22 protein-coding genes are annotated in these 19,687 nt (G+C 75.5%); 15 read left to right on the top strand and 7 right to left on the bottom strand.

The window, feature by feature from the left end; genetic code table 11:
- Positions 1 to 2 precede the first annotated feature (2 nt).
- A complete protein-coding gene (locus FHX71_RS11765) occupies positions 3 to 1,307 on the bottom strand; it encodes a sensor histidine kinase (RefSeq protein WP_182616423.1) in 1,305 nt (434 codons plus the stop codon).
- Positions 1,304 to 1,972, bottom strand: a complete 669-nt coding sequence (locus FHX71_RS11760) for a response regulator transcription factor (protein WP_182616421.1) — start codon at positions 1,970 to 1,972, stop codon at positions 1,304 to 1,306. Before FHX71_RS11760 ends, FHX71_RS11765 begins: the two co-directional genes overlap by 4 nt.
- A gap of 185 nt (positions 1,973 to 2,157) precedes the next feature.
- Here FHX71_RS11760 and FHX71_RS11755 point away from each other — a divergent pair, with 185 nt between their 5' ends.
- Together FHX71_RS11755 and FHX71_RS11750 are read left to right on the top strand one after the other, a co-directional pair.
- Positions 2,158 to 2,751: a carbonic anhydrase gene (locus FHX71_RS11755; RefSeq protein ID WP_182616419.1), complete on the top strand. Its 594-nt coding sequence runs from the start codon at positions 2,158 to 2,160 to the stop codon at positions 2,749 to 2,751.
- Positions 2,748 to 4,274 (top strand): SulP family inorganic anion transporter, encoded by a 1,527-nt coding sequence (locus FHX71_RS11750; protein ID WP_312877023.1) that lies wholly within the window; start codon positions 2,748 to 2,750, stop codon positions 4,272 to 4,274. The genes FHX71_RS11755 and FHX71_RS11750 overlap by 4 nt, the downstream gene beginning before the upstream one ends.
- Before the next feature lie 58 nt (positions 4,275 to 4,332).
- Here FHX71_RS11750 and FHX71_RS11745 read toward each other — a convergent pair whose 3' ends face one another.
- The gene (locus FHX71_RS11745; protein WP_182616417.1) at positions 4,333 to 5,361 is read right to left on the bottom strand and encodes an SDR family oxidoreductase; all 1,029 of its coding nucleotides are present in this window, start codon (positions 5,359 to 5,361) and stop codon (positions 4,333 to 4,335) included.
- Between the two features lie 150 nt (positions 5,362 to 5,511).
- On the opposite strand from FHX71_RS11745, the gene FHX71_RS11740 reads away from it, so the two are divergent.
- Positions 5,512 to 6,054 (top strand): TetR/AcrR family transcriptional regulator, encoded by a 543-nt coding sequence (locus tag FHX71_RS11740; RefSeq protein ID WP_182616415.1) that lies wholly within the window; start codon positions 5,512 to 5,514, stop codon positions 6,052 to 6,054.
- A 12-nt stretch (positions 6,055 to 6,066) separates the two neighbouring features.
- Here the strand turns inward: FHX71_RS11740 and FHX71_RS11735 are convergent, their stop codons facing one another.
- On the bottom strand, positions 6,067 to 6,699 hold the full coding sequence (locus tag FHX71_RS11735; protein ID WP_182616413.1) for a TetR family transcriptional regulator: 633 nt from the start codon (positions 6,697 to 6,699) through the stop codon (positions 6,067 to 6,069).
- A 73-nt stretch (positions 6,700 to 6,772) separates the two neighbouring features.
- On the opposite strand from FHX71_RS11735, the gene FHX71_RS11730 reads away from it, so the two are divergent.
- Genes FHX71_RS11730 through FHX71_RS11705 form a run of 6 tightly spaced genes read left to right on the top strand, consistent with a single transcriptional unit; the run spans position 6,773 to position 11,266 of the window.
- Positions 6,773 to 7,447, top strand: a complete 675-nt coding sequence (locus FHX71_RS11730; RefSeq protein WP_182616412.1) for a biotin transporter BioY — start codon at positions 6,773 to 6,775, stop codon at positions 7,445 to 7,447.
- Positions 7,444 to 8,562 (top strand): AMP-binding enzyme, encoded by a 1,119-nt coding sequence (locus FHX71_RS11725; protein WP_182616410.1) that lies wholly within the window; start codon positions 7,444 to 7,446, stop codon positions 8,560 to 8,562. Before FHX71_RS11730 ends, FHX71_RS11725 begins: the two co-directional genes overlap by 4 nt.
- A complete protein-coding gene (locus FHX71_RS11720) occupies positions 8,555 to 9,682 on the top strand; it encodes a thiolase family protein (protein WP_182616408.1) in 1,128 nt (375 codons plus the stop codon). The genes FHX71_RS11725 and FHX71_RS11720 overlap by 8 nt, the downstream gene beginning before the upstream one ends.
- A complete protein-coding gene (locus FHX71_RS11715; protein WP_182616406.1) occupies positions 9,679 to 10,365 on the top strand; it encodes an energy-coupling factor ABC transporter ATP-binding protein in 687 nt (228 codons plus the stop codon). The genes FHX71_RS11720 and FHX71_RS11715 overlap by 4 nt, the downstream gene beginning before the upstream one ends.
- Complete coding sequence (locus tag FHX71_RS11710; RefSeq protein ID WP_182616405.1) at positions 10,359 to 10,955, top strand: energy-coupling factor transporter transmembrane component T family protein; 597 nt, start codon at positions 10,359 to 10,361, stop codon at positions 10,953 to 10,955. Before FHX71_RS11715 ends, FHX71_RS11710 begins: the two co-directional genes overlap by 7 nt.
- 23 nt (positions 10,956 to 10,978) lie before the next feature.
- Complete coding sequence (locus tag FHX71_RS11705) at positions 10,979 to 11,266, top strand: CHY zinc finger protein (RefSeq protein ID WP_312877022.1); 288 nt, start codon at positions 10,979 to 10,981, stop codon at positions 11,264 to 11,266.
- Here FHX71_RS11705 and FHX71_RS11700 read toward each other — a convergent pair.
- A complete protein-coding gene (locus tag FHX71_RS11700) occupies positions 11,245 to 12,291 on the bottom strand; it encodes a GlxA family transcriptional regulator (protein WP_182616401.1) in 1,047 nt (348 codons plus the stop codon). The genes FHX71_RS11705 and FHX71_RS11700 overlap by 22 nt on opposite strands.
- 105 nt (positions 12,292 to 12,396) lie before the next feature.
- Between FHX71_RS11700 and FHX71_RS11695 the strand changes: the two genes are divergently transcribed.
- From FHX71_RS11695 to FHX71_RS11680, 4 genes are all read left to right on the top strand, one after another.
- Complete coding sequence (locus tag FHX71_RS11695; protein ID WP_182616399.1) at positions 12,397 to 13,026, top strand: HD domain-containing protein; 630 nt, start codon at positions 12,397 to 12,399, stop codon at positions 13,024 to 13,026.
- On the top strand, positions 13,023 to 13,985 hold the full coding sequence (locus FHX71_RS11690) for a TIGR03619 family F420-dependent LLM class oxidoreductase (RefSeq protein WP_182616397.1): 963 nt from the start codon (positions 13,023 to 13,025) through the stop codon (positions 13,983 to 13,985). Before FHX71_RS11695 ends, FHX71_RS11690 begins: the two co-directional genes overlap by 4 nt.
- Before the next feature lie 105 nt (positions 13,986 to 14,090).
- The gene (locus tag FHX71_RS11685) at positions 14,091 to 15,440 is read left to right on the top strand and encodes an NAD(P)/FAD-dependent oxidoreductase (protein WP_182616395.1); all 1,350 of its coding nucleotides are present in this window, start codon (positions 14,091 to 14,093) and stop codon (positions 15,438 to 15,440) included.
- Positions 15,441 to 15,543: 103 nt separating this feature from the next.
- Positions 15,544 to 16,938 (top strand): wax ester/triacylglycerol synthase domain-containing protein, encoded by a 1,395-nt coding sequence (locus FHX71_RS11680; protein WP_312877088.1) that lies wholly within the window; start codon positions 15,544 to 15,546, stop codon positions 16,936 to 16,938.
- On the opposite strand, the gene FHX71_RS11675 is transcribed toward FHX71_RS11680, so the two are convergent.
- Complete coding sequence (locus FHX71_RS11675; RefSeq protein WP_182616391.1) at positions 16,931 to 17,623, bottom strand: NADPH-dependent F420 reductase; 693 nt, start codon at positions 17,621 to 17,623, stop codon at positions 16,931 to 16,933. The two genes, FHX71_RS11680 and FHX71_RS11675, sit on opposite strands and share 8 nt — an antisense overlap.
- Before the next feature lie 76 nt (positions 17,624 to 17,699).
- Between FHX71_RS11675 and FHX71_RS11670 the strand changes: the two genes are divergently transcribed.
- Complete coding sequence (locus FHX71_RS11670) at positions 17,700 to 18,050, top strand: GNAT family N-acetyltransferase (protein ID WP_182616389.1); 351 nt, start codon at positions 17,700 to 17,702, stop codon at positions 18,048 to 18,050.
- Here FHX71_RS11670 and FHX71_RS11665 read toward each other — a convergent pair.
- Positions 18,047 to 18,667, bottom strand: a complete 621-nt coding sequence (locus tag FHX71_RS11665; protein WP_312877021.1) for a TetR/AcrR family transcriptional regulator — start codon at positions 18,665 to 18,667, stop codon at positions 18,047 to 18,049. The genes FHX71_RS11670 and FHX71_RS11665 overlap by 4 nt on opposite strands.
- 49 nt (positions 18,668 to 18,716) lie before the next feature.
- Here FHX71_RS11665 and FHX71_RS11660 point away from each other — a divergent pair, with 49 nt between their 5' ends.
- Complete coding sequence (locus FHX71_RS11660) at positions 18,717 to 19,667, top strand: NmrA/HSCARG family protein (RefSeq protein WP_182616385.1); 951 nt, start codon at positions 18,717 to 18,719, stop codon at positions 19,665 to 19,667.
- Positions 19,668 to 19,687: the final 20 nt, after the last annotated feature.

The raw sequence follows: 19,687 nt of genomic DNA, 5'->3' as shown, positions 1-19,687 counted from the left end.
GGCTACCCGGCGTCCGGTCCCCGGTCCGGCCCGTCGTCCTGCCCGGGACCGGCGCCCTGCCCGTTGAGCTGGCCGGACACCGCGAGCGCGGGCACCGGCCGGCGGGCGCGCGGGACGCCCGCGACGGGGAACGAGAGCGTGAAGGTCGCCCCGGCCCCGGGGGCGCCGTCGATCGTCAGCTCGCCGCCGTGGGCGGTGATGATCTCGTCGACGAGCGCGAGCCCGAGGCCGAGCCGCACGCTCACGCTGCCCACCTTGTCCTGCGACCCGCGCCGGAACCGCCGGGTCAGCTCGCGGGCCTGGGCGGGGTCGAGGCCCTCGCCGTCGTCGACCACGGCGAGCGCCATCCCGACGCCGCGCGGCCGCAGGGTGATGACGATGCGGCCGCCGCGGGCCACGTGGGCCAGCGCGTTGTCCACGAGGGACGACACCGCGCGGCGCAGCGCGCTGGTGGTGCCGGTGACGATGTAGTCGGAGCCCGGCCGGGCGTCGACGGTGAGGCTGACGCCGGCGAGCTCCGCGCTGGTGGCGAACGAGGCCCGCACCTCGTGCGCGAGGGCGCCCAGGTCGACGGGCACGCGGGGGAGCGGCCGGTGCTGGATCTCGGCGGCGAGGAGCAGGTCGTCGACCACCGCCGCGGCGACCTTGGCGTCCAGGGTGAGCTGTTCCAGCTCCCGCCGCTGGGCCTCGTCGTACGTCGGTTCGCGCAGCAGGAGCTGGGCGCGGGTCAGCACGATGGCCAGCGGGGTGCGCAGCTCGTGGCTCGCGTCGGAGACGAAGCGCCGCTGCAGGGCCAGGGCCTCGCCCAGGGAGCGGACGGCGCGGCGGCCGAACGCCCAGCCGAGCACCGCGGACGCCAGGACGCCGAGGGCGCCCGCCGTCAGGGAGAGCCGGGCGAGCCGCTCCGTCTCCTCCTGCTGCTCGACGAAGTTCATGATCGCGGTGACGCGCGTGCCGTCGGGCGTCTGGCCGACGTAGGCGAGGAACGGGCTGCCGCAGACGGTCAGGCGCGACTGGCCGTCGGCGAGCTGCGCCGCGGTCTCGCGGACGTGGCGCTCGGGACAGTTCGCGGGCATGCCGTCCAGGACCACGGTGTCGGTGCCGTCGAGCGTGACGTGGTGGTCACCGGCCTCGGCGACCTTGGCCTGCAGCTTGGTCTCGGACGCGTCGCGCCGGGCCTCCAGCCCGACGACGTACACCAGGGCGATCACCGCGGACACGACGATCCCGACGGCCGCGCCGGTCTGGAGGGCGACGGCCAGGGAGGCCCGGCGCAGTAGCCGCCGGTCGCTGATGGCGGCGGTCACGACGGCCCGAGCTGGTAGCCGAGGCCGCGCACCGTGCGGATCATGTCGTGGCCGAGCTTGCGTCTCAGGTAGTAGACGTAGGTGTCGACGGCGTTCGGGCTGTCGGCGTTCTGGAAGACGCGGCGGCGCAGCTCCTCGCGGCTGCGGACCCGGCCGGGGTTGGCGGCGATCACGCGCAGCAGGGCGCACTCCTGGGCGGACAGCTCGACGGGGTCGGCGTCGGGGGACAGCACGCGGCGGGAGGCGACGTCGAGGCGGCGTCCGCCCAGGTCGATCACGGCCGACGTGTCGTTGTGCCGGCGCAGGAGGGCGCGCAGGCGGGCCAGCAGCTCGTCGCTGTCGAACGGCTTGACGACGTAGTCCTCCGCGCCGGAGTCGAGCCCCTCCACGCGGTCCTCGGTGGTGCCGCGGGCCGTCAGCAGCATGGTCGGCGTCGTCACCCCGCGCGAGCGGAGCCGGCGGACCAGGTCGACACCCTCCATCGCGGGCAGCGAGCGGTCGATGACCAGCGCGTCCCAGGTGCCGGTCAGTCCCTGGTGCAGCCCGGCCTGGCCGTCGAAGACGGGGGACACGATGTAGCCCTCCGCCGTCAGCAGGCGAACGAGCAGGTCAGAGAGGCGCCTGTCGTCCTCGACCAGCAGCACACGGCGGGCGTCCAGGTCCATGCGGCGATTCTTTCACCCGCGCTCTGAGGTTGCTCTGAGATTCAGTCCCAAGACTTGGTCTCAGCCGAGTGAGGCCGAATCTCGGCGTCGGCCCGTCCCCGGGCCGCCATGCACCTCACCTACCCGACGTTCTGCACCACCGTTGACGACCGATGTGCCCAGGGGGGCGCACCAGGGGGTATCTGATGCAGCATCTGTTCGACCATGCCCGACTCTTCCAGGACCAGGTCGCGCGGCAGCGCGACCACTTCGACCCTCTTGCCGCGGGGCAGTCCCCGCAGGTCCTGTTCCTGACCTGTTCCGACTCACGGGTCATTCCCTCGCTGATCACCGGCGCCCGTCCCGGCGAGCTCTTCGAGCTGCGGACGGCGGGCAACATCGTGCCCCGCCACGACCGGCGCCACCCGGCCGGCGAGACGGCGACCATCGAGTACGCCGTCGAGGTGCTCGGGGTCTCCGACATCGTGGTGTGCGGGCACTCGCACTGCGGCGCCGTGGGCGCCATGTCCCGCGGCGACGACCTCTCCGCCGTCCCGGCCGTGCGCTCGTGGCTGGAGCACGCGACGCCGCTGCCGGGGGAGACCGCGAGCGACGACCCACGGCTGGCGGGCGCCGTCCAGGCCCACGTCCTGGACCAGCTCGGACGCCTGCTGGAGTACCCGTGCGTCGCGGCGCGCGCCGGCGACGGCCGCCTGAACCTGCACGGCTGGTTCTACGAGGTGGACACCGGCACCGTGCTCGCGCACCGCGGGCACGCCGACGAGTTCCTGCCGCTGTGAGCGCCCCGGACAGTGCGACGGCGAGCCCGCTGTCGTCCGGCCCGCCGCCGTCGAACCAGCCGCTGTCGAGGCGCAGGACGTTCCTGGCCGACCTGACCGCCTCGTTCGTGGTGTTCCTGGTCGCCGTCCCGCTGTGCGTGGGGGTGGCCGTCGCCTCCGGCGTGCCCGCCGAGCTGGGCCTGGTCACCGGGATCGTGGGCGGCCTGGTCACCGGGTTCCTCCCGGGCAGCAGCCTCCAGGTCAGCGGGCCGGCGGCCGGCCTGACCGTGCTCGTCTACCAGGCCGTGCAGCAGTTCGGCCTCTCCGTCCTGGGGGTCCTGGTGCTCGCCACCGGGCTGCTCCAGATCGTCATGGGCGCGCTCCGCCTGGGCCGCTGGTTCCGGGCCATCTCGGTCTCCGTCGTGGAGGGGATGCTCGCGGGCATCGGGTTGGTGCTCATCGCCGGGCAGCTCTACTCGATGGCGGGGCTCGGGGCACCGAGCAGCAGCCTGGCCAAGCTCGCCGGCCTGCCCGGCCTGCTGCTCGACGTCGTCCGCTCGGGAGCCGCGCTGACGTCGTTCGCGCTCGGCCTGGGCACGATCGCCGTCCTCGTCCTGTGGAAGAAGGCGCCGCAGCGGCTGCGGGTCGTCCCCGCGCCGCTGGTTGCGGTCGGGCTGGCAATCGTCGCCGGCGCGCTGCTCGGCCCGTCGGTCGCGAAGGTCGAGGTGCAGGGCCTGCTGGACTCGATCCAGCCGCCCGGGCCCGACGACTTCGCCCGCCTCGCGGAGCTCGGCGTCATCGGCACGATCCTGGCCTTCACGCTGATCGCGTCGGCCGAGAGCCTGTTCAGCGCCGCCGCCGTGGACCGCCTGCACGACGGCCCGCGCACCCGGTACAACCGCGAGCTGATGGCGCAGGGCGCGGGCAACGCCGTGTGCGGGGTGCTCGGCGCCCTGCCGCTCACCGCGGTCATCGTCCGCAGCGCGGCCAACGTCCAGGCCGGGGCCCGGACCAAGGCCTCCCGCGTGCTGCACGGGTTCTGGCTGCTGCTCTTCGCCGCGCTGGTACCCGCGGCGCTCGGCCTGATCCCCGTCGCGGCCCTGGCCGGGGTGCTGGTGCACGCCGGGTTCAAGCTGATCCCGTTCGCGGAGATCCGCCGGCTCTGGCGCGAGCACCGGGGCGAGGCGATCGTCCTCGTGGCGACCGCGCTGGCGATCGTCGCGGTGGGCATGTTCGAGGGGGTGCTCGCCGGCCTGGCCCTGTCGGTCATCAAGACCGCGTGGGACACCTCCCGGGTGCACCTGGAGGTGGTCGACGACGGCAGCGGCCCGCTCGTCGCCCGCCTCAGCGGCAGCGCGACGTTCCTGCGCCTACCCAAGCTGCTTGACCAGCTCGAGGCGCTCCCGCAGGACCGGCCCGTCGAGGTGGACCTGTCCGGGCTGCACCACGTCGACCACGCGTGCCGCACGTCGCTGGAGAACTGGGCGGCCCGGCACAGCACGGAGAACGTGGAGCCGGTGCGGTTCGCGCACGAGCCGCGATAAGAGGCCGGGCCTGCCCGACGGGGACACCCCGCGGGCGGGCCCGGCTCCCGCGCGCGGTCTAGCCGGTCGTGACCGGCGTGTGGGCGAGGAGGCTCTCGGCCGTCTCGGCGATGGTGTCGTCGAGTGGTCGGGGTGCCCAGCCGAGGAGGCGCTGCGCCTTGGCGCCGGACGCGTCGTAGTCGTGCCCGAGCTGCGGCCGGATCGCGGCCATCCGGGGGTTGAACCGGCTGAGGAGCCGGGCGACCGGCAGCGGCAGCTCGCGGGTCGGGACGCGGTCCGCGCGGTCGCCCAGCCGACGGCGCAGGACCGCCGCGACCTCGACGACCCGCAGGCTCGGCCCGGCGGAGGCGAGCCACCGCTCACCGGCCGCCGCCGGGTCGGTCATGGCGCGCAGGTGCAGGTCGGCGACGTCGCGCACGTCGACCCAGCTCGTGCCGAAGGGCGGGCAGGCGGGGAAGCTGCCGTCGAGCATGCCGCGCACGACCCGCAGCGACGGCGGGTCGTCCGGCCCGAGGACCGGGCCGAGCACGGCGGCCGGGTGCACGGCGGCCAGCTCGAGCCCGTCGCCCTCCTCCTCGACGAACTGCCAGGCCGCGCGTTCGGCGAAGGTCTTCGATCGCTGGTACGGCGGGATGTCGGCGTCGACGTCGGTCCAGTCCGCCTCCGTGAACGGCGTCGCCCGCGGCGGGTGCCCGTAGCCGACGGCGCCCAGCGCGCTGGTCAGTACGACGCGGCGCACGTGGGCGTCGCGGGCGGCCCGCAGCACCCGCAGCACGCCGTCCCGGGCGGCGGACACCATCGCCGCCTCGCTCTGCGGGGCGGCGCGCAGCGTCGGCGAGGCGACGTGGAGCACGTAGTTGCACCCGGCGACAGCCTCGGCCCAGCCGTCGTCGGCGACCAGGTCGGCGACCACGACGGTCAGGCGCGCGTCGTCGAACGGCGCCGCGGCCTGGAGCCGGGCGCGCAGCGCGGGCTCGCGACCCAGGTCGCGGACCGTGGTGCGCACGTCGTGCCCGGCCTCCAGCAGCGCCAGGACGCACCAGCTCGCGATGAACCCGGTCCCTCCGGTGACAAGTACCTGTGACATCGAGGTCTCCTCAGTTCGCGGTGTGGGTCGGGTGGACGACGGCGCCGCTCCGGGCCGGTTTGATGTACCGCATGATGCTCCTCTAAGGTATGTGGAGAGTTCTCCGGTAACGTAACGGAGAATTCTCCACTTAGCAAGGAGGGGGCCTCAGTGGTCCGATCGGACGCCCGGGAGAACCGGGCTCGCATCCTCGCGGCCGCGCGGGAGGCCTTCGCCGACGACGGCAGCACGTCGATGAACCAGGTCGCCCAGCGCGCAGGCGTCGGCGCGGGAACCCTGTACCGCAACTTCCCCACCCGGGAGTCGCTGGTCCTGGCCGTCTACCAGGATGAGGTCGAGCGCATCCTCGGTGCGGTGCCCGACCTGCTGGCCGAGCTGACGCCCCTGGAGGCCCTGCGCCGCTGGACGACCGGGCTGGTCGAGGCGATGCGCAAGAAGCACGGTCTGGGCGACGCACTCAGCCCTGACGCCCACCAGGCGATCGCGGAGCAGACCTACGGCCCCGTGGTCGCCGCCATCGGCGAGCTCCTCGACGCCGGCAAGAAGGACGGGAGCATCCGCGAGGACGCCGACCCGGCCGACTTCCTGCAGTTCACCGCCGCGCTCTGGCGCGCCGCGCCCGGCCCCGGCGACCGGTCACCGCGCATGCTGGCACTGCTCCTCGACGGCCTCCGTCCGCAGCCGCAGCGGTAGGGCCGCAGCCTGCTAGTTTCCCCGGCTCCGGTCCTGGGCGATCGACACCTCGAGGCCGTGCGCGATCATCGTCAGCGCCTCGGCGAAGTCGCCGCCGTCGGCGCCGGAGCCCGCGCGCGCCCCGTCGGGACCGGGGGCGACCGGCTCCGCCAGGAGCCCGAGCTGGTCGGCGGCCAGGCGCTGCTGCTCGTGGAACGTGGCGCCGACCACGAAGTGCATGACGGCCTCCGCGGCCACCTCGGCCTGGCCGTCGGGCACCTCGTGGCGGCGGGTGACCTCCAGGAGCTGCGCCCGCACGGGTGAGCTCACGAGCCCGAGGGCGAGCGAGCTGGACACCAGCTCGGAGCCGTCCCGGTAGGCGAGCAGGCACTCCCGTAGCCTGCTGCCCACGAGGCGCACGGCCTCGTGCACGGACAGGTCGTCGGCCGGTGTCTCGCGCATCGGCGCGAGGATCAGCTCGCTGACGGCGGCGAGCAGCGCCTGCTTGTTCGGGAAGTGCCAGTACAACGCGCTGGGCTGCACGCCGAGGGCGGTCGCCAGGTGCCGCATGGTCAGGTCGGGCAGCCCGTACTCGTCCAGCAGGCGCAGGGCCATCTCGGCGACGTCGTCGCGGCTCCGTCGACGCGAGTTCACCGAAGCCACCATGTTGCCACTATATTCATGAACGCCGTTCAGGTGAACACCGTTCAGTGCACCTTGCCACGAGGAGGCCACACGCATGCCCGAAGCACGCAGCCCACGACGTCGGGCGATCGACGCGACCGACATCGCCCGGCTGGCCGTCTTCGTCGCGATCATCGCGGCGCTCGGCCTGCCGGGCAGCTTCAGCGTGCTCGGCGCCGTGCCGATCACCGCGCAGACGTTCGGCATCATGCTCGCGGGCGCGGTCCTCGGGCCGCGGCTGAGCGCGCTGGCCGTCGTCGTGCTGCTCGCCCTCGTCGCCGTGGGCCTCCCGCTGCTCGCCGGAGGGCGCGGCGGTGTCGGCGTCTTCGTCGGGCCGTCCGCGGGCTACCTGGCCGGCTGGGTCGCCGGGGCGTTCGTGACGGGCTGGATCGTGCACGCCTCCGCCCGCAAGCCGGCCGTCTGGCGGACGGCGGTCGCCACGGTCGTGGGCGGCATCGTGGTCGTCTACGCGTTCGGCATCCCCGTGCAGAGCCTGGTCACGCGCCTGTCGCTGGGGGACACCGTGCTCACCAGCCTCGTGTTCCTGCCCGGCGACCTGGTCAAGGCGGTCCTCGCGACCCTGACCGTCACGACCCTGCTGCGCGCGTACCCCCGCGCGTTCCGGCGCACGTGGCTCCCGCCCCGGCGGGAGGGCGCCCCGCTGACGGAGGCGCCGGACGCCCCGGCCCCCGAGACCCCGGACGCTCCCGACCTGGACCCGACGCGATGACCGCACGCATCGTGGTGCTGCGCGGGACGCCCGGCGAGCTCGTCGACAGCATCCGCGCCGTGCGCGACGACGGGGGCGTCCCCCTGGTCGGCGACGACCGGTGGCCCGCGGCGCAGTGGTCCGCCGTGCGCGACCTCACCGCCGACGCCGTGGTCCCGGACGACGCGGCCTGGGCCGCACTGACCTCCGGGACGAGCGGGACCCCGCGCGTCGTGCTGCGGACCGCCGCGTCGTGGGAGCGGTCGTTCGCCGCCGTCTCCGGGCTGCTTGACGCCGAGGGCGCCGTAGAGCAGATCCTGCTGCCCGCCCCGCCGGCGTCGTCCCTGACGCTGTTCTCCCTGGCGCACGCCCTCGGCGGCGGGCCGCGGCCGGTCTTCCCCGGCGGACCGGGCGCCGAGGCGGCCACCCTCTTCCACGGCACGCCCCACGCGCTGCGCCCCCTGCTCGACGCCGGCGCCGCCCCGAGGCTGCGGACGGCCCTGGTCGGCGGCTCCCACCTCGACGCGCGGACGCGCGCGGACGCGGAGTTCCGCGGCATCCGCGTCGTCGCGTACTACGGGGCGGCGGAGCTCTCCTTCGTCGCGCTCGACGAGGGTCGCGGCCTGCGCGCCTTCCCCGGCGTCGAGACCGAGGTGCGCGACGGCGGGCTGTGGGTCCGCTCGCCCTTCGCCGCGCTCGGCTACCTCGGTGAGCCCGGCCCGCTGCGCACCGACGGCGCCTGGAGCACCGTCGGCGACCTCGCCACCGCGCACGACGACGGGACGCTGACCGTGCGCGGGCGGGCGGACGCCGCCATCCTCACCGCGTCCGCCACCGTCGTGCCCGACGAGGTCGAGGCGGGCCTGCGCACGCTCCCGGGCGTCGCCGACGCCGTCGTCTTCGGGATTCCCACGCCCCGGGTCGGCGCGCTCGTCGCCGCGATGGTCGAACCGGCCGACGGCGCCCCGCCGCCCACCGCGGGCCGGCTGCGCTCGCTGGCCGAGACCCGGTTCGCGCCCGCCCACCGGCCCCGCGTGTGGTTCGCGGGGCGGCTGCCGCGCACGGCGTCCGGCAAGCCGGCCCGCGCCGAGGTGCTGCGCCAGGTCGGCACGGGCGAGGTGAGCCGGCTTGTCTGACCTGCCCGTCGTCGTCGCCGCGCGACGCACCCCCATCGGCACCCGCAGCCGGGCCTTCGCCCAGGTCAGGGCCGAGCAGCTCGCGGGCCCCGTCCTGCGCGCCACCCTGGCCGACGCCGGGTCCGCCACCGGCCGGCCGCTCGACGTCGCCGACGTCGTGCTCGGCAACTGCATGGGCCCCGGCGGCAACCCCGCCCGCGTCGCGGCGCTCGCCGCCGGGCTCGGCGTCGGCGTGCCGGGCGTGACCGTGGACCGGCAGTGCGGCAGCGGCCTCGCCGCCGTCCTCGACGCGGTGACGGCGATCCGCGCCGGGGACGACCGCCCGCGCCTCGCCGGTGGCGTGGAGAGCGCGTCGACGGCCCCGACCCGGTCCGTCGACGGCGTGCCCTACGACCGGGCGCCGTTCGCCCCGGCGGGCTGGCCGGACCCCGACATGGTGGAGGCGGCCGAGGACCTCGCCCGCGCCGACGCGATCACCCGGGAGCGGCAGGACGCCCACGCGGCCCGCAGCCACGCGCGGGCCCGCGCGGCCCGCGACGCCGGACGGTTCGACGCCGAGATCGTGCCCGTCGGCGGCGTGCTCGCCGACGACTCGGTCGGCCGGGCCGAGCCCCTGCTGCCCCGCCTGCGACCCCTCTTCCCGGGCGGCACCCTCACCGCGGGGACGGCCACGCGGATCAGCGACGGCGCCGCGGCCGTCGCCGTCGTCCCGCACCGGCTCCGGGGCGGGGCCGCCGGCCTCGTGGTCCGCGGGCACGCCGTCGTCGGGTGCGACCCGGCGCTGCCGGGCATCGGCGCGGCCCCGGCCGTGCTCGCGGCGCTCGACGCCGCCGAGGTCCGCACCGGCGACGTCGCCGCCGTCGAGATCGTCGAGGCGTTCGCCGCCCAGTCGCTGGCGGTGCTCGGCCGCCTCGGGCTGGCGGACGACGACCCGCGGGTCTGCGCCGACGGCGGGGCGCTCGCGCTCGGGCACCCGTGGGGCGCCAGCGGCGCGGTCGCGATGGTGCGGTTGTTCAGCCGCCTGGTCCGGGCCGGAGCGCCCGCGGGGACCCTCGGGGTCGCCGCCGCGTCGGTCGGCGGCGGCATGGGCGTCGCGGCCGTCGTCGAGGTGGTCCGATGAGCTACCTCGACCTGGACGACGTCCACGTGCGGCTGGGGGACACGGACGTGCTGCGCGGCGTGACGTGCTCGCTCGACGCGCGCACGGTCGCCGTCGTCGGCGAGAACGGGTCCGGCAAGTCCACGCTCGCGCGGCTGGCCGGCGGGCTCACCCGCGCCACGGCCGGCACGGTCCGCGTGCTCGGCCTGGACCCGGCCCGGGACGCGGCGCGGCTGCGCCGCCGGGTCGCCGTCGTGTTCAGCAACCCGGACACCCAGATCGTCATGCCGACCGTGGCGGAGGACGTCGCGTTCTCGCTGCGGTCCGACAAGCTGCCCCGGCAGGAGCGGGACCGGCGGGTCGACGAGGCGCTGCGCCGGTTCGGCCTCGCCGACGTCGCCGACCGGGCGTCCCACGACCTGTCCGGCGGGCAGAAGCAGCTCCTCGCGCTGTGCGGCGCGTTCGTGCGCCGCCCCGACCTCGTGATCGCCGACGAGCCGACGGCGTACCTCGACGCGCGCAACGCCCGGCGGGTCGCCGACCACCTCTTCGCCGACGGTGACCACAAGCTGCTCCTGGTGACGCACGACCTGGCGCTGGCCCAGCGCTGCGAGAGCGCCGTGCTCGTCAAGGACGGCACGATCGCCGCCGTCGGGCCGCCCGCCGCGATCGTCGAGGCGTACGAGGAGGAACTCGCGTGCTGACCCTGTACCGGCCGGGCGACGGCCCGTGGCACCGGCTGCCGGCGGGGCCCAAGGCGCTGCTGCTCCTGCTCGTCGTGCTCGGCGTGTGCCTGCTCCCGTCGAGCTGGTGGGGCGCGGGCGTCACCGCGGCGGTCTGCGTCGCCTGCTACGCCGTACCCGGTGCGGGGATGCGCGAGCTGGTGCGGCAGCTCGTCGTCGTGCGCTGGATGATCGTGGTGATCGCCGCCGGGCAGCTCGTGTTCGCCGGCCCCGAGGACGCCGTCGCGAACGTCGCCCGGGTGACCGCAGCCGTGGTGATCAGCGGGCTGCTCACCACGACGACGCCGCTCAGCGAGCTGCTCGAGGTGCTGGAACGGGCGCTGAAACCGCTGGCGCTGCTGCGGATCGACCCCGACCGGGCCGCCCTGACGGTGGCGGTCACGGTGAGCACCCTGCCCGTGCTCGCGCGGATCGAGCGCGAGGTCCGCGAGGCACAGCGGGCCAGGGGCGGCGGGCGGAGCCTGCGCCTCTTCGCGATGCCGTTCCTGGTCGTCGCCCTCAAGCACGCCGACGCGCTCGGTGACGCGATGACCGCCCGGGGTGTCCGATGAGCCCGGTGGTCCACGGGCCGGTCGTGGACGACCAGACACGCTGCGTGCACTACCGCACGGAGCTCGACGTGATCGCGATCCGGTTCGCGTGCTGCGGTCGGTACTACCCCTGCTACTCCTGCCACGACGAGACCGCCGACCACGCCTCGCGCCCGTGGCCCGCGGGATCGGGCGGCGAGCTCGCCGTGCTCTGCGGGGTGTGCCGCACGGAGCTGACCATCGACGGGTACCGCGACGCGCCGTCCTGCCCGCACTGCGACGCCGCGTTCAACCCGCGCTGCGCGCTGCACTATCCGGTGTATTTCGGGTAGCGCGGCCTGGGCGTCGCGTCGCGGTCGTCCGGGTCCGGCGGCGCGGCGTCCGGGTCCGTCCGGGTGGTCGAGAACCGGCGCTGGTAGGCGGCCGGGCTCGTCGGCAGGTTCCTGGCGAAGACCCGGCGCAGGCTCTCGTAGCTCGGGAACCCGGCGAGCGCCGCGGCCCGGGTCGCCGTGTGCCCCTGGTCGAGAAGGGCCCTGGCCAGGTCGAAGCGGATGCTCTCCACGTAGCGGGCCGGGGTCGTGGACAGCTCGTCGCGGAAGAGCCGAGACAGGTGCCGGGTGCTCACGTCGAGGTGCCGGGCGAGGTCCGTGAGCGAGTACCGGCCGCCGGGGTCCGCGACCACCAGGTCGGCGACGGTGCGCAGCGCGGGGGAGCGGGGCGGCGGGGCCTGGAGCGGCGCCGAGAACTGGGACTGGCCCCCGGCGCGCTGCATGTAGACCACGAGGAGGCGGGCGACGTCGCGGGCGACGTCGGCGCCGTGGTCCTCCTCGACCAGAGCGAGCGCCAGGTCGATCCCGGCGGTCACGCCCGCGGAGGTCCAGGTGGTGCCGTCGCGCACGTAGATGGCGTCGGGGTCGACGCGGCAGGTCGGGCAGCGGGCGGCGAGCTCGTGGGTGACCTTCCAGTGGGTCGTGGCGCGCTTGCCGTCGAGCAGGCCGGCTGCCGCGAGGACGAAGGCCCCGGTGCACACGGACGCGACCCGGCCGGCGGTCTCGGCGGGCAGCCGTGCGGCGTCGGCCAGGTCACGGGGCACCCGGGCGCGCGGGTAGATGTCGGCGCCGGGGACCAGGAACGTGTCCGCGGCCTTGGCCCCGGAGACCGCCCCGTCGACCGGGACCCGGACCCCGATGTTCGAGGTGACGTCCCCGCCGTCGGGGGAGACCAGCGTCAGCCGGTAGTCGGCGCCGAGCCGGTTCGCCTCGGCGAACGCCTGCGCGGGGCCGGCGAGGTCCAGCAGCGTCACGCCGTCGTAGACGAGGATCGCGACGTGGTGCGGGGGTGCGGTGGGCGGGGGCACCGTCCATTCGTAGCACAGGGCGGCGCGGCCCCCGTGTCCCGATATCGGGGGTTCCTGGCCGGACGACGGCGGCGCCGGCGGGGGTGCGCGGGACAGTCTGGGGGAATGCAAGAGATCACCGAGATCCCGCGGACGGCGACGGTCGCCGAGGCGACCGAGCGCGTCCGCGCCATGACCAGCCCCGTCCTGTTCCACCACTCCCGGCGGGTCTACCTGTTCGGCCTGCTGCACGCCCGCCGACTCGGCCTGCGGCCCGACCCCGAGCTGCTGTATGTGGCCGCGATGTTCCACGACGTCGGCCTGGCGCACCCGTTCTCCGGGGAGGAGCAGCGCTTCGAGGTCGACGGCGCCGACCACGCTCGCACGTTCCTGGTGGACCGGGGCTTCCCGGCGGCGGCCGCCGAGACGGTCTGGACCGCCGTCGCGCTGCACACCACCCCGGGGGTGCCCGGGCGGATGGCCCCGGAGATCGCGGCGACGCAGCTCGGCGTCCTGACCGACGTGGTGGGGCTCGGCCTCGACGAGCTGGACCCCGGCCAGGTCGAGGAGATCGTCGGGGCGCACCCGCGGGGCGACTTCAAGAACGAGTTCCTGCGCCAGACCGTGGAGGGGCTGAGGCACCGGCCCGAGACGGCGAACGGGACGGTGAACGCCGACATCCTGGAGCACTTCCTTCCGGGCCTGCGGCGCACGACGACGGTCGAGCGGGTCCTCGGCTCGGCGTGGCCGTCATGAGGCTCGGACTGCGCCTGCCCCAGCGCGTGGGCACCGACCTGCGGCACGGCGTCACGGCCGTGGCCCGGGCGGCCGAGCAAGCCGGGTTCGACAGCCTCTGGGCGTGGGAGCGGCTGCTGTTCCCCGTCTCGCCCCGGAGCTCGCTGACGCCGGGGGAGCCCTGGCCGCCCGCGTACCGGCAGGCGGCGGACCCGCTCGTGGTCCTGACGGCGGCGGCCGTGGTGACCGAGCGCGTGCGCCTGGGCACCAGCGTGCTGATCGCCGGCCTGCACCGTCCGCTCCAGCTCGCGAAGAGCATGGCGACTCTCGACCAGGTCAGCGGTGGGCGATTCGTCGCGGGACTGGGTACCGGCTGGGCGGTCGACGAGTTCGACGCCGTCGACGCGGACGTGACCCGCCGTGGCCGGCTGCTCGACGAGACCCTCGACGTGCTGCGGGCCGCCTGGGGGCCGGACCCGGTGAGCTACCGCGGGCCCCACACCCTGATCGACGACGCCTACGTGCTGCCCAAGCCGGCCGGCCGGATTCCCGTGCTCCTTGGCGGCGACGTCGACCCGACCGCCACGTCGGGGCCCCGGGCGCGGGTGCTGGACCGGATCGCGCGGCGCGCCGACGGCTGGCTCCCGATCCCGTCCGCTCCCGGCCGCGCCGGCGCCGAGCGGCTCCGCACCGCCTGGGACGCGATCCACCAGGCCGCCGCGGCCGCGGGACGGGACCCGTCCGCGATGGAGCTGGTCGTGGTGGGCAACGTCGCGTTCTCCGACAGTCCGGCGGGACCGGCCCGGAGCGCGTTCTCGGGCACGCGCGCCCAGGTGCTCGACGACGTCGCCGCGGCGGCCGACGCCGGCGCGGACGAGCTGATCATCGACCTGCACCTGCAGGACTGGTGGCGCGACACCGCCCAGATGCTCGACGAGGCGCTAGAGATCCGGGCGCTCGCCACGGCGGCCGGCGTCTGACGGCGCAACGACGGCGGGGCGCCGGGACCCGTGCCATGGTGGGACGGCGCCTACGACGACGTGGCCGGCACCGCTGACGGGAGGACCCCGGGATGAGGCTGGACGATGAGTGAGGGCCGCACGCGGGTCGTCGTCGTCGGGGGTGGCTTCGCGGGGTACAACGCGGCCCGGGCGCTGCGCCGCGCGCTGCCACGCTCGGCCGACGTCGAGATCGTGCTGGTCAACCGCACCGACTACTTCCTCTACCTGCCGCTCCTGCCGGAGGTTGCGGCCGCGGTGATCGACCCGAGGCGGGTGACCGTCTCGATCCCGGCCACCCTGCGCGGCGTCCGGCTCGCGCTGGGCGACGTGACGGCGATCGACCCCGACCGGAACCGCGTCGAATACACCGACCCGGAGGGCGGGACGCACACCCTGGGCTACGACCGGCTGATCCTCGCCGCGGGCAGCGTCACCCGGCTGCTGCCGGTCCCGGGGGTCGTCGAGCACGCCCACGGCTTCCGCGGGGTCGCCGAGGCCCTGTACCTGCGCGACCACGTCATCCGCCAGGTCGAGCTCGCCGCCGCGAGCGACGACCCGGCCGAGCGGGACGCGCGGTGCACGTTCGTCGTCGTCGGCGCGGGCTACACCGGCACGGAGGTCGCGGCCCAGGGGCCGCTGCTCACCGAGGCGCTCCGGCGACGGCACCCCGTGCTCGCCGACCAGCGGATGCGCTGGATGCTGCTGGACCTCGCGCCCAAGGTGCTGCCCGAGCTCGACCCGCGGCTGTCCCGCTCCGCCGCCCGGGTGCTCCGGGCTCGGCACGTCAAGGTGCTCACCGGCACCTCCGTGGCGGAGGCGATGCCCGACGGCGTGCGGCTCACCTCGGGCGAGACCGTCGCGGCCCGCACCCTGGTCTGGTGCGTCGGCGTCCGGCCGGACCCGCTGGTGAGCGGCACGGGGCTCGAGACGCAGAAGGGCCGTCTGGTCGTCGACACGACGCTCGCCGTGCCCGGGCACCCGCGGATGTTCGCGGCCGGCGACGCCGCGGCCGTGCCGGACGTGACCCGGCCCGGCGAGGTCACGGCGATGACCGCGCAGCACGCCAGCCGCCAGGGCACGCTCGCCGGCCGCAACGTGGCGGCGTCGCTCGGTCACGGCACCACCCGGGGGTACGAGCACCACGACCTCGGGTTCGTCGTCGACCTCGGCGGTCTCCAGGCGGCCGCCAACCCGCTGGGGATCCCGCTGTCCGGGTTCGCGGCCAAGGTCGTGACCCGCGGCTACCACCTGATCTCGATGCCGGGCAACCGGGTTCGGACCGCCGTCGACTGGCTGCTCGACGCCGTGCTGGGCCGCCAGTCCGTCCAGCTCGGGCTGATCCGCTCGGACGCCGTGCCGCTGGACACGACGGCTCCCGGCTCGACCGGCTATCCGTCGGAACGCACCGGTCAGGGCGACGGGCCGACGGCGTGATGCCGTAGCCGGGCGGGGGACCAACGGCCCGGGGACCCGGGACGGAGGGCACACGACTCCCCGCATGCGCGCCGCCTAGCGTGGGGACCGGGAGGCGAGGACCCTGGCAGAGCGGCTGACGACGGCGGACACGTCGAACTGGGTGATGGCCACGCCGGACCACGTCAACGCGTTCCTGATGGCGGGCGTGCTGGCGCCCGGCGGGTGCGTCGGGCCCGACGGCGAGGTCGACCTCGCCGCGCTGCGCCAGGTGCTCGCCGAACGGGTCCGCGCGGTGCCCCGGCTCGCCCAGCGGGTGCGGCCGGCCGGCCGGTCCTTCGTGTGGGAACCGGTGAGCCTCGACCTGGCCCACCATGTGCGCCGGGTCGCCGCGGTCGACGGCCTGGCAGGGTTCGAGGCCCGGTGCGCGCGGCTCGTCGTTACCGCGCTCCCGCTGGACCGGCCGCTCTGGGAGCTGCTGGTCGTCCCGGGGGTCGCCCCGGCGCGCGCCGGGATCGTCCTCCGGGTGCACCACGCGATGGCGGACGGCATCGCGGCGGTCCGGTTCGTGCAAGCCCTGATGGACCCCGACGCCGTGGAACCCACGGAAGCGGCTGCCAGCCTGTCAGCAGTCCCAGCCCCTGCGGACCCGACGGACGCCGGCGGGACCGGCCCAGCACGCCCGGCCCCGCGCGGGCTGCGGTCGCACACTCGCGCGGTCGCGTCTGGGTTCGAGCGCACCACGGCCTTCCTCCGGCGGGCCGTACCGCCGCCGGCGCTGCTCGGCCGCGTCGGTCACCGTCGGCGAGTGGCGTTCGTCGACGTCGGGCTCGACGACCTGGCCGCCGGCGCCGAGGCGGCGGGGGCGACCGTGAACGACGCACTGCTGGTCGCCGCCGCGGCGTCGGCCCGCTCGGCCCTGCTCGCCCGCGGCGAGGAGCCGCCCGACGTCCTGCCCGCGAGCGTGCCGGTCGCGCTGCCGCACCGAGGGCGGTCGGGCAACGCCGTCGGCGTCATGCTCGTGCCGTTGCCTGCGGGCGGCGGGGGCTACGCGGACGACGCGGGCTCGGAGGACGCGGACCTTGCCGGCCGGCTCCGCCGCGTCGCCACGCTGACCCGCGCGGCCAAGGACGAGGCGCGCTCGCGCGGCACGTACGAGCTGACCCGCACGCGCCTCGGCACCTGGCTCTTCACGCGGCTCGCGCGCAGGCAACGGCTCGTCGTCATGTTCGTGACGAACGTGCGCGGCCCGCGGCGTCCGCTCGCGCTGGCGGGGGCACGCGTCGAGCGGATCTGGCCCGTGGCCGCGCTCGGGGGCAACGTGCGATTGGGGTTCGCGGCGATTTCCTACGACGGCGCGCTGCGGTGTGCCGCGCACTGCGACGCCGACGCGCTCGACGCCGCCGTCGTCGGCCGGACCCTGGCGGACGAGCTGAACCGGATCGCGGGCCGCGCGCACCCGCCCGGCGACCCGCTCCGGGCGCCGGGCCAGGCGCGAGGTCCGGCCAGGCCTACCTGACGACCCGCTCCGCGCGCCGCAGGTTCCGGACCAGCTCCTCGCGGCTCTGCCCGTCGACGGCGTGGCGCCACATCGGGGTGCCCGGGCCGCCGCGCCACGACTCGCTCAGCGGGCTGTTGTCCACCGTGTCGAACCCGAGGTCGTCGTAGAGCCGGGTCACCCGCTCGACGGCGTCCGGGTGGTCGCTGGACGTGACCAGCGCCTTCCGGTCCGGCGCCCCCGCCGGCCGGGCGAGCCGGACCAGGCCGGGGAGCGCGTCGCTCGGCACCCGGAGGGGGGAGCGCGCGTGGAACTGGACGTGGCTGAACGCCTGGGCGACCCGAGCGTCCGGCAGCTGTTCCTGGCGCAGCTCGTAGATCGTCGTGGCGCCCGAGTCGACCTCCGGGAAGCTCCCGTCCCGCCAGGCCATGTAGTTGTTGGTGTCGAGGACGACCTTTCCCGCGAGCTCCGCCACCGGCAGCAGGGTGTCGCGGGCGTACGGGAAGGCGACGACCACGAGGTCGCCCGCCGCCGCGGCGTCGGCGGCGGACGCGGCCCGCGCCCTCGGGCCGAGGGCGGCGACCAGGCCCGCCAGGGTCTCGGGCCCGCGCGAGTTCGCGAGGACGACGTCGTAGCCGGCGCCGACCGCCGCGCGCGCGAGGGTGCTTCCCGCCTGGCCGGCGCCGATGATGCCGAGGGTGGTCACGAGTGCTTCTCCTTGTCTGTGACGGTTATCCGGTTCCGTCAGAAATAGCCGGGCCCGACGGGCCGTTGCACACGCTATGAACGCAGACGCCCTCCAGCCAGAGCCCCTGCCGGACGGGGGTCCCGCAGGACCCCCTGAGCCCGAGCCGCGCTTCGCCCACGAGGAGAAGGACTCCCGGTACGCCCTGTATCTCGGCGACGACCTGGTGAGCACGCTCGAGTACCGGGACGACGGCGCCACGGTCGCCTTCACCGCGACGTTCACGGAGCCCGCCTTCCGCGGCAACGGCTACGCGGCCGAGCTGACCGACCGGGCCGTGACCGTGCTGGAGGAGCGGGGCGACCGTTCCGTCCGGGCCGTCTGCCCCTTCGTCGTCGACTGGTTCGAGCTCCACCCGGAGCGCCGCGGGATTCTCGCCTCGGCCTAGCCCTGGGCGGGCGGCAGGCGGACGGCCGGGGGGAGCGGCGTCCGGGCCGGCTCGGCGTGGAACGAGCGCAGCATCAGCGCCGCGAACCGCCGGGACGCCGCCTGCCGGATCTCCGGGGTGTCCGCGCGGATGCCCTCGTTCGCCATCAGCGCGAGGTTGATGTCCTCCACCACGAAGTCCTCGCGCAGCGCGCCGGCCTCCTTCGCCTGCCGCACCAGCTCGAGCAGCGCGGTGAGCGTGCGGTCGCGTTCGACGGCGAACTCCGCCGGCTCGGACATCTGCGAGGTGAAGGCGCGCGCGAACCCGCGGTCCAGGGCGTGCAGCGCCATGAGCTGCTCCACGACCAGGGAGAAGCCGCGCCACGGGTCGGCCTCGGCCAGGCCCCGACGGACGATCGCGGCGCACGAGACCATCTGCTCGGCGAACACCTCGGCCAGCAGCGCCTCCTTGGTCGCGAAGTGCCGGTAGACGGTCGCCGGTCCCACCTCGGCCCGCCGCGCGATCTCCCGCAGCGGCACGTCCAGGCCGCCGACGGCGAAGCTGGCCCGGGCGACGGCGAGGATGCGCTCGCGGTTGTCGCGGGCGTCCGAGCGGCGCGCTCTCACTTCGGTCGTCACCGCTCTCACTTTAGCCAAACGGACGGGGTGTTTCGTTACGGTCCGAGACATGAGCGAATCCCTGATCAACAGCCATGTCGGCGACTCGCGGACCGTCGTCGTGCTCGGCGCCACCGGGCAGCAGGGCGGTGCGGTGGTCGCCGCGCTGCTCGCCGACGGCTGGACCGTGCGCGCCGTCGTCCGCGACCCGACGAGCGACCGGGCCCGCGCCCTCGCCGCCGCCGGCGTCGAGACCGTCCACGCCCGCCTCGACGACGCCGTCGCCCTGCGCGCGGCGTTCGCCGGCGCGCACGGCGTCTTCAGCGTCCAGCCGAGCTCGGGCCAGCCCGGCACCGGCCTGACCGACGACGACGAGGTCAGGTACGGCACCACCGTCGCCGACGCCGCCCGGGACAGCGGCGTCGCCCATCTCGTCTACAGCTCGATGATCGCCGCCGGGCCGACGCCGACCGGCGTCGCTCACTTCGACGTCAAGAGCAGGATCGAGGCACACCTCGCGGGCCTCGACCTCGCGTCCACCGTCGTCCGTCCGGCCACCTTCATGGAGCTCCTGCTCACGCCGGGCGGCGGCCTCGACCGGGGCACCCTGACCTTCTTGATGCGCCCCGACCAGGAGATGCAGCTCATCGCGGTCCGCGACATCGGCCGGGTCGTCGCGGCCGTCTTCGCGGCGCCCGGCCGGTACACCGGCCGCACCCTGGAGATCGCGGGCGACGCCCTCACCGGGAACGACGTCGCCGGGCACCTGACCCGCGAGCTCGGCCGGCCGATCGCCTACGGCTGCCTGCCGCAGACGGCCCTCGACCAGGACGACGTCCTCGCCCGCACCGTCGCCCTCGTCGACGACGGCCGGCTCGCCGGGAAAGCCGACCTCACCGCGCTGCGCGCCGAGTTCCCCTTCCTCCTGCGCTTCGACCGCTGGCTGACGGGCCCCGGCGCGCACCTCCTGGACGCCGTCCGCCCCAGCCCGGCCGACCACAACCGCACCGAGGGAATGTGAACGTAGGTCTGGTCGCATTC

Source organism: Promicromonospora sukumoe, from assembly GCF_014137995.1.
In the GTDB taxonomy this organism is placed as follows: Bacteria; Actinomycetota; Actinomycetes; order Actinomycetales; family Cellulomonadaceae; genus Promicromonospora; species Promicromonospora sukumoe.
Note: the sequence above shows the minus strand (reverse complement) of the source record. Positions and strands in the feature narration are given on the sequence as shown.

Coding starts and splice junctions, on each gene's coding strand:
- FHX71_RS11760 (WP_182616421.1), bottom strand. CDS start 1,972: ATGGACCTGGACGCCCGCCGTGTGCTGCTGGTCGAGGACGACAGGCGC.
- FHX71_RS11755 (WP_182616419.1), top strand. CDS start 2,158: ATGCAGCATCTGTTCGACCATGCCCGACTCTTCCAGGACCAGGTCGCG.
- FHX71_RS11745 (WP_182616417.1), bottom strand. CDS start 5,361: ATGTCACAGGTACTTGTCACCGGAGGGACCGGGTTCATCGCGAGCTGG.
- FHX71_RS11735 (WP_182616413.1), bottom strand. CDS start 6,699: ATGGTGGCTTCGGTGAACTCGCGTCGACGGAGCCGCGACGACGTCGCC.
- FHX71_RS11730 (WP_182616412.1), top strand. CDS start 6,773: ATGCCCGAAGCACGCAGCCCACGACGTCGGGCGATCGACGCGACCGAC.
- FHX71_RS11725 (WP_182616410.1), top strand. CDS start 7,444: ATGACCGCACGCATCGTGGTGCTGCGCGGGACGCCCGGCGAGCTCGTC.
- FHX71_RS11715 (WP_182616406.1), top strand. CDS start 9,679: ATGAGCTACCTCGACCTGGACGACGTCCACGTGCGGCTGGGGGACACG.
- FHX71_RS11695 (WP_182616399.1), top strand. CDS start 12,397: ATGCAAGAGATCACCGAGATCCCGCGGACGGCGACGGTCGCCGAGGCG.
- FHX71_RS11690 (WP_182616397.1), top strand. CDS start 13,023: ATGAGGCTCGGACTGCGCCTGCCCCAGCGCGTGGGCACCGACCTGCGG.
- FHX71_RS11685 (WP_182616395.1), top strand. CDS start 14,091: ATGAGTGAGGGCCGCACGCGGGTCGTCGTCGTCGGGGGTGGCTTCGCG.
- FHX71_RS11670 (WP_182616389.1), top strand. CDS start 17,700: ATGAACGCAGACGCCCTCCAGCCAGAGCCCCTGCCGGACGGGGGTCCC.
- FHX71_RS11660 (WP_182616385.1), top strand. CDS start 18,717: ATGAGCGAATCCCTGATCAACAGCCATGTCGGCGACTCGCGGACCGTC.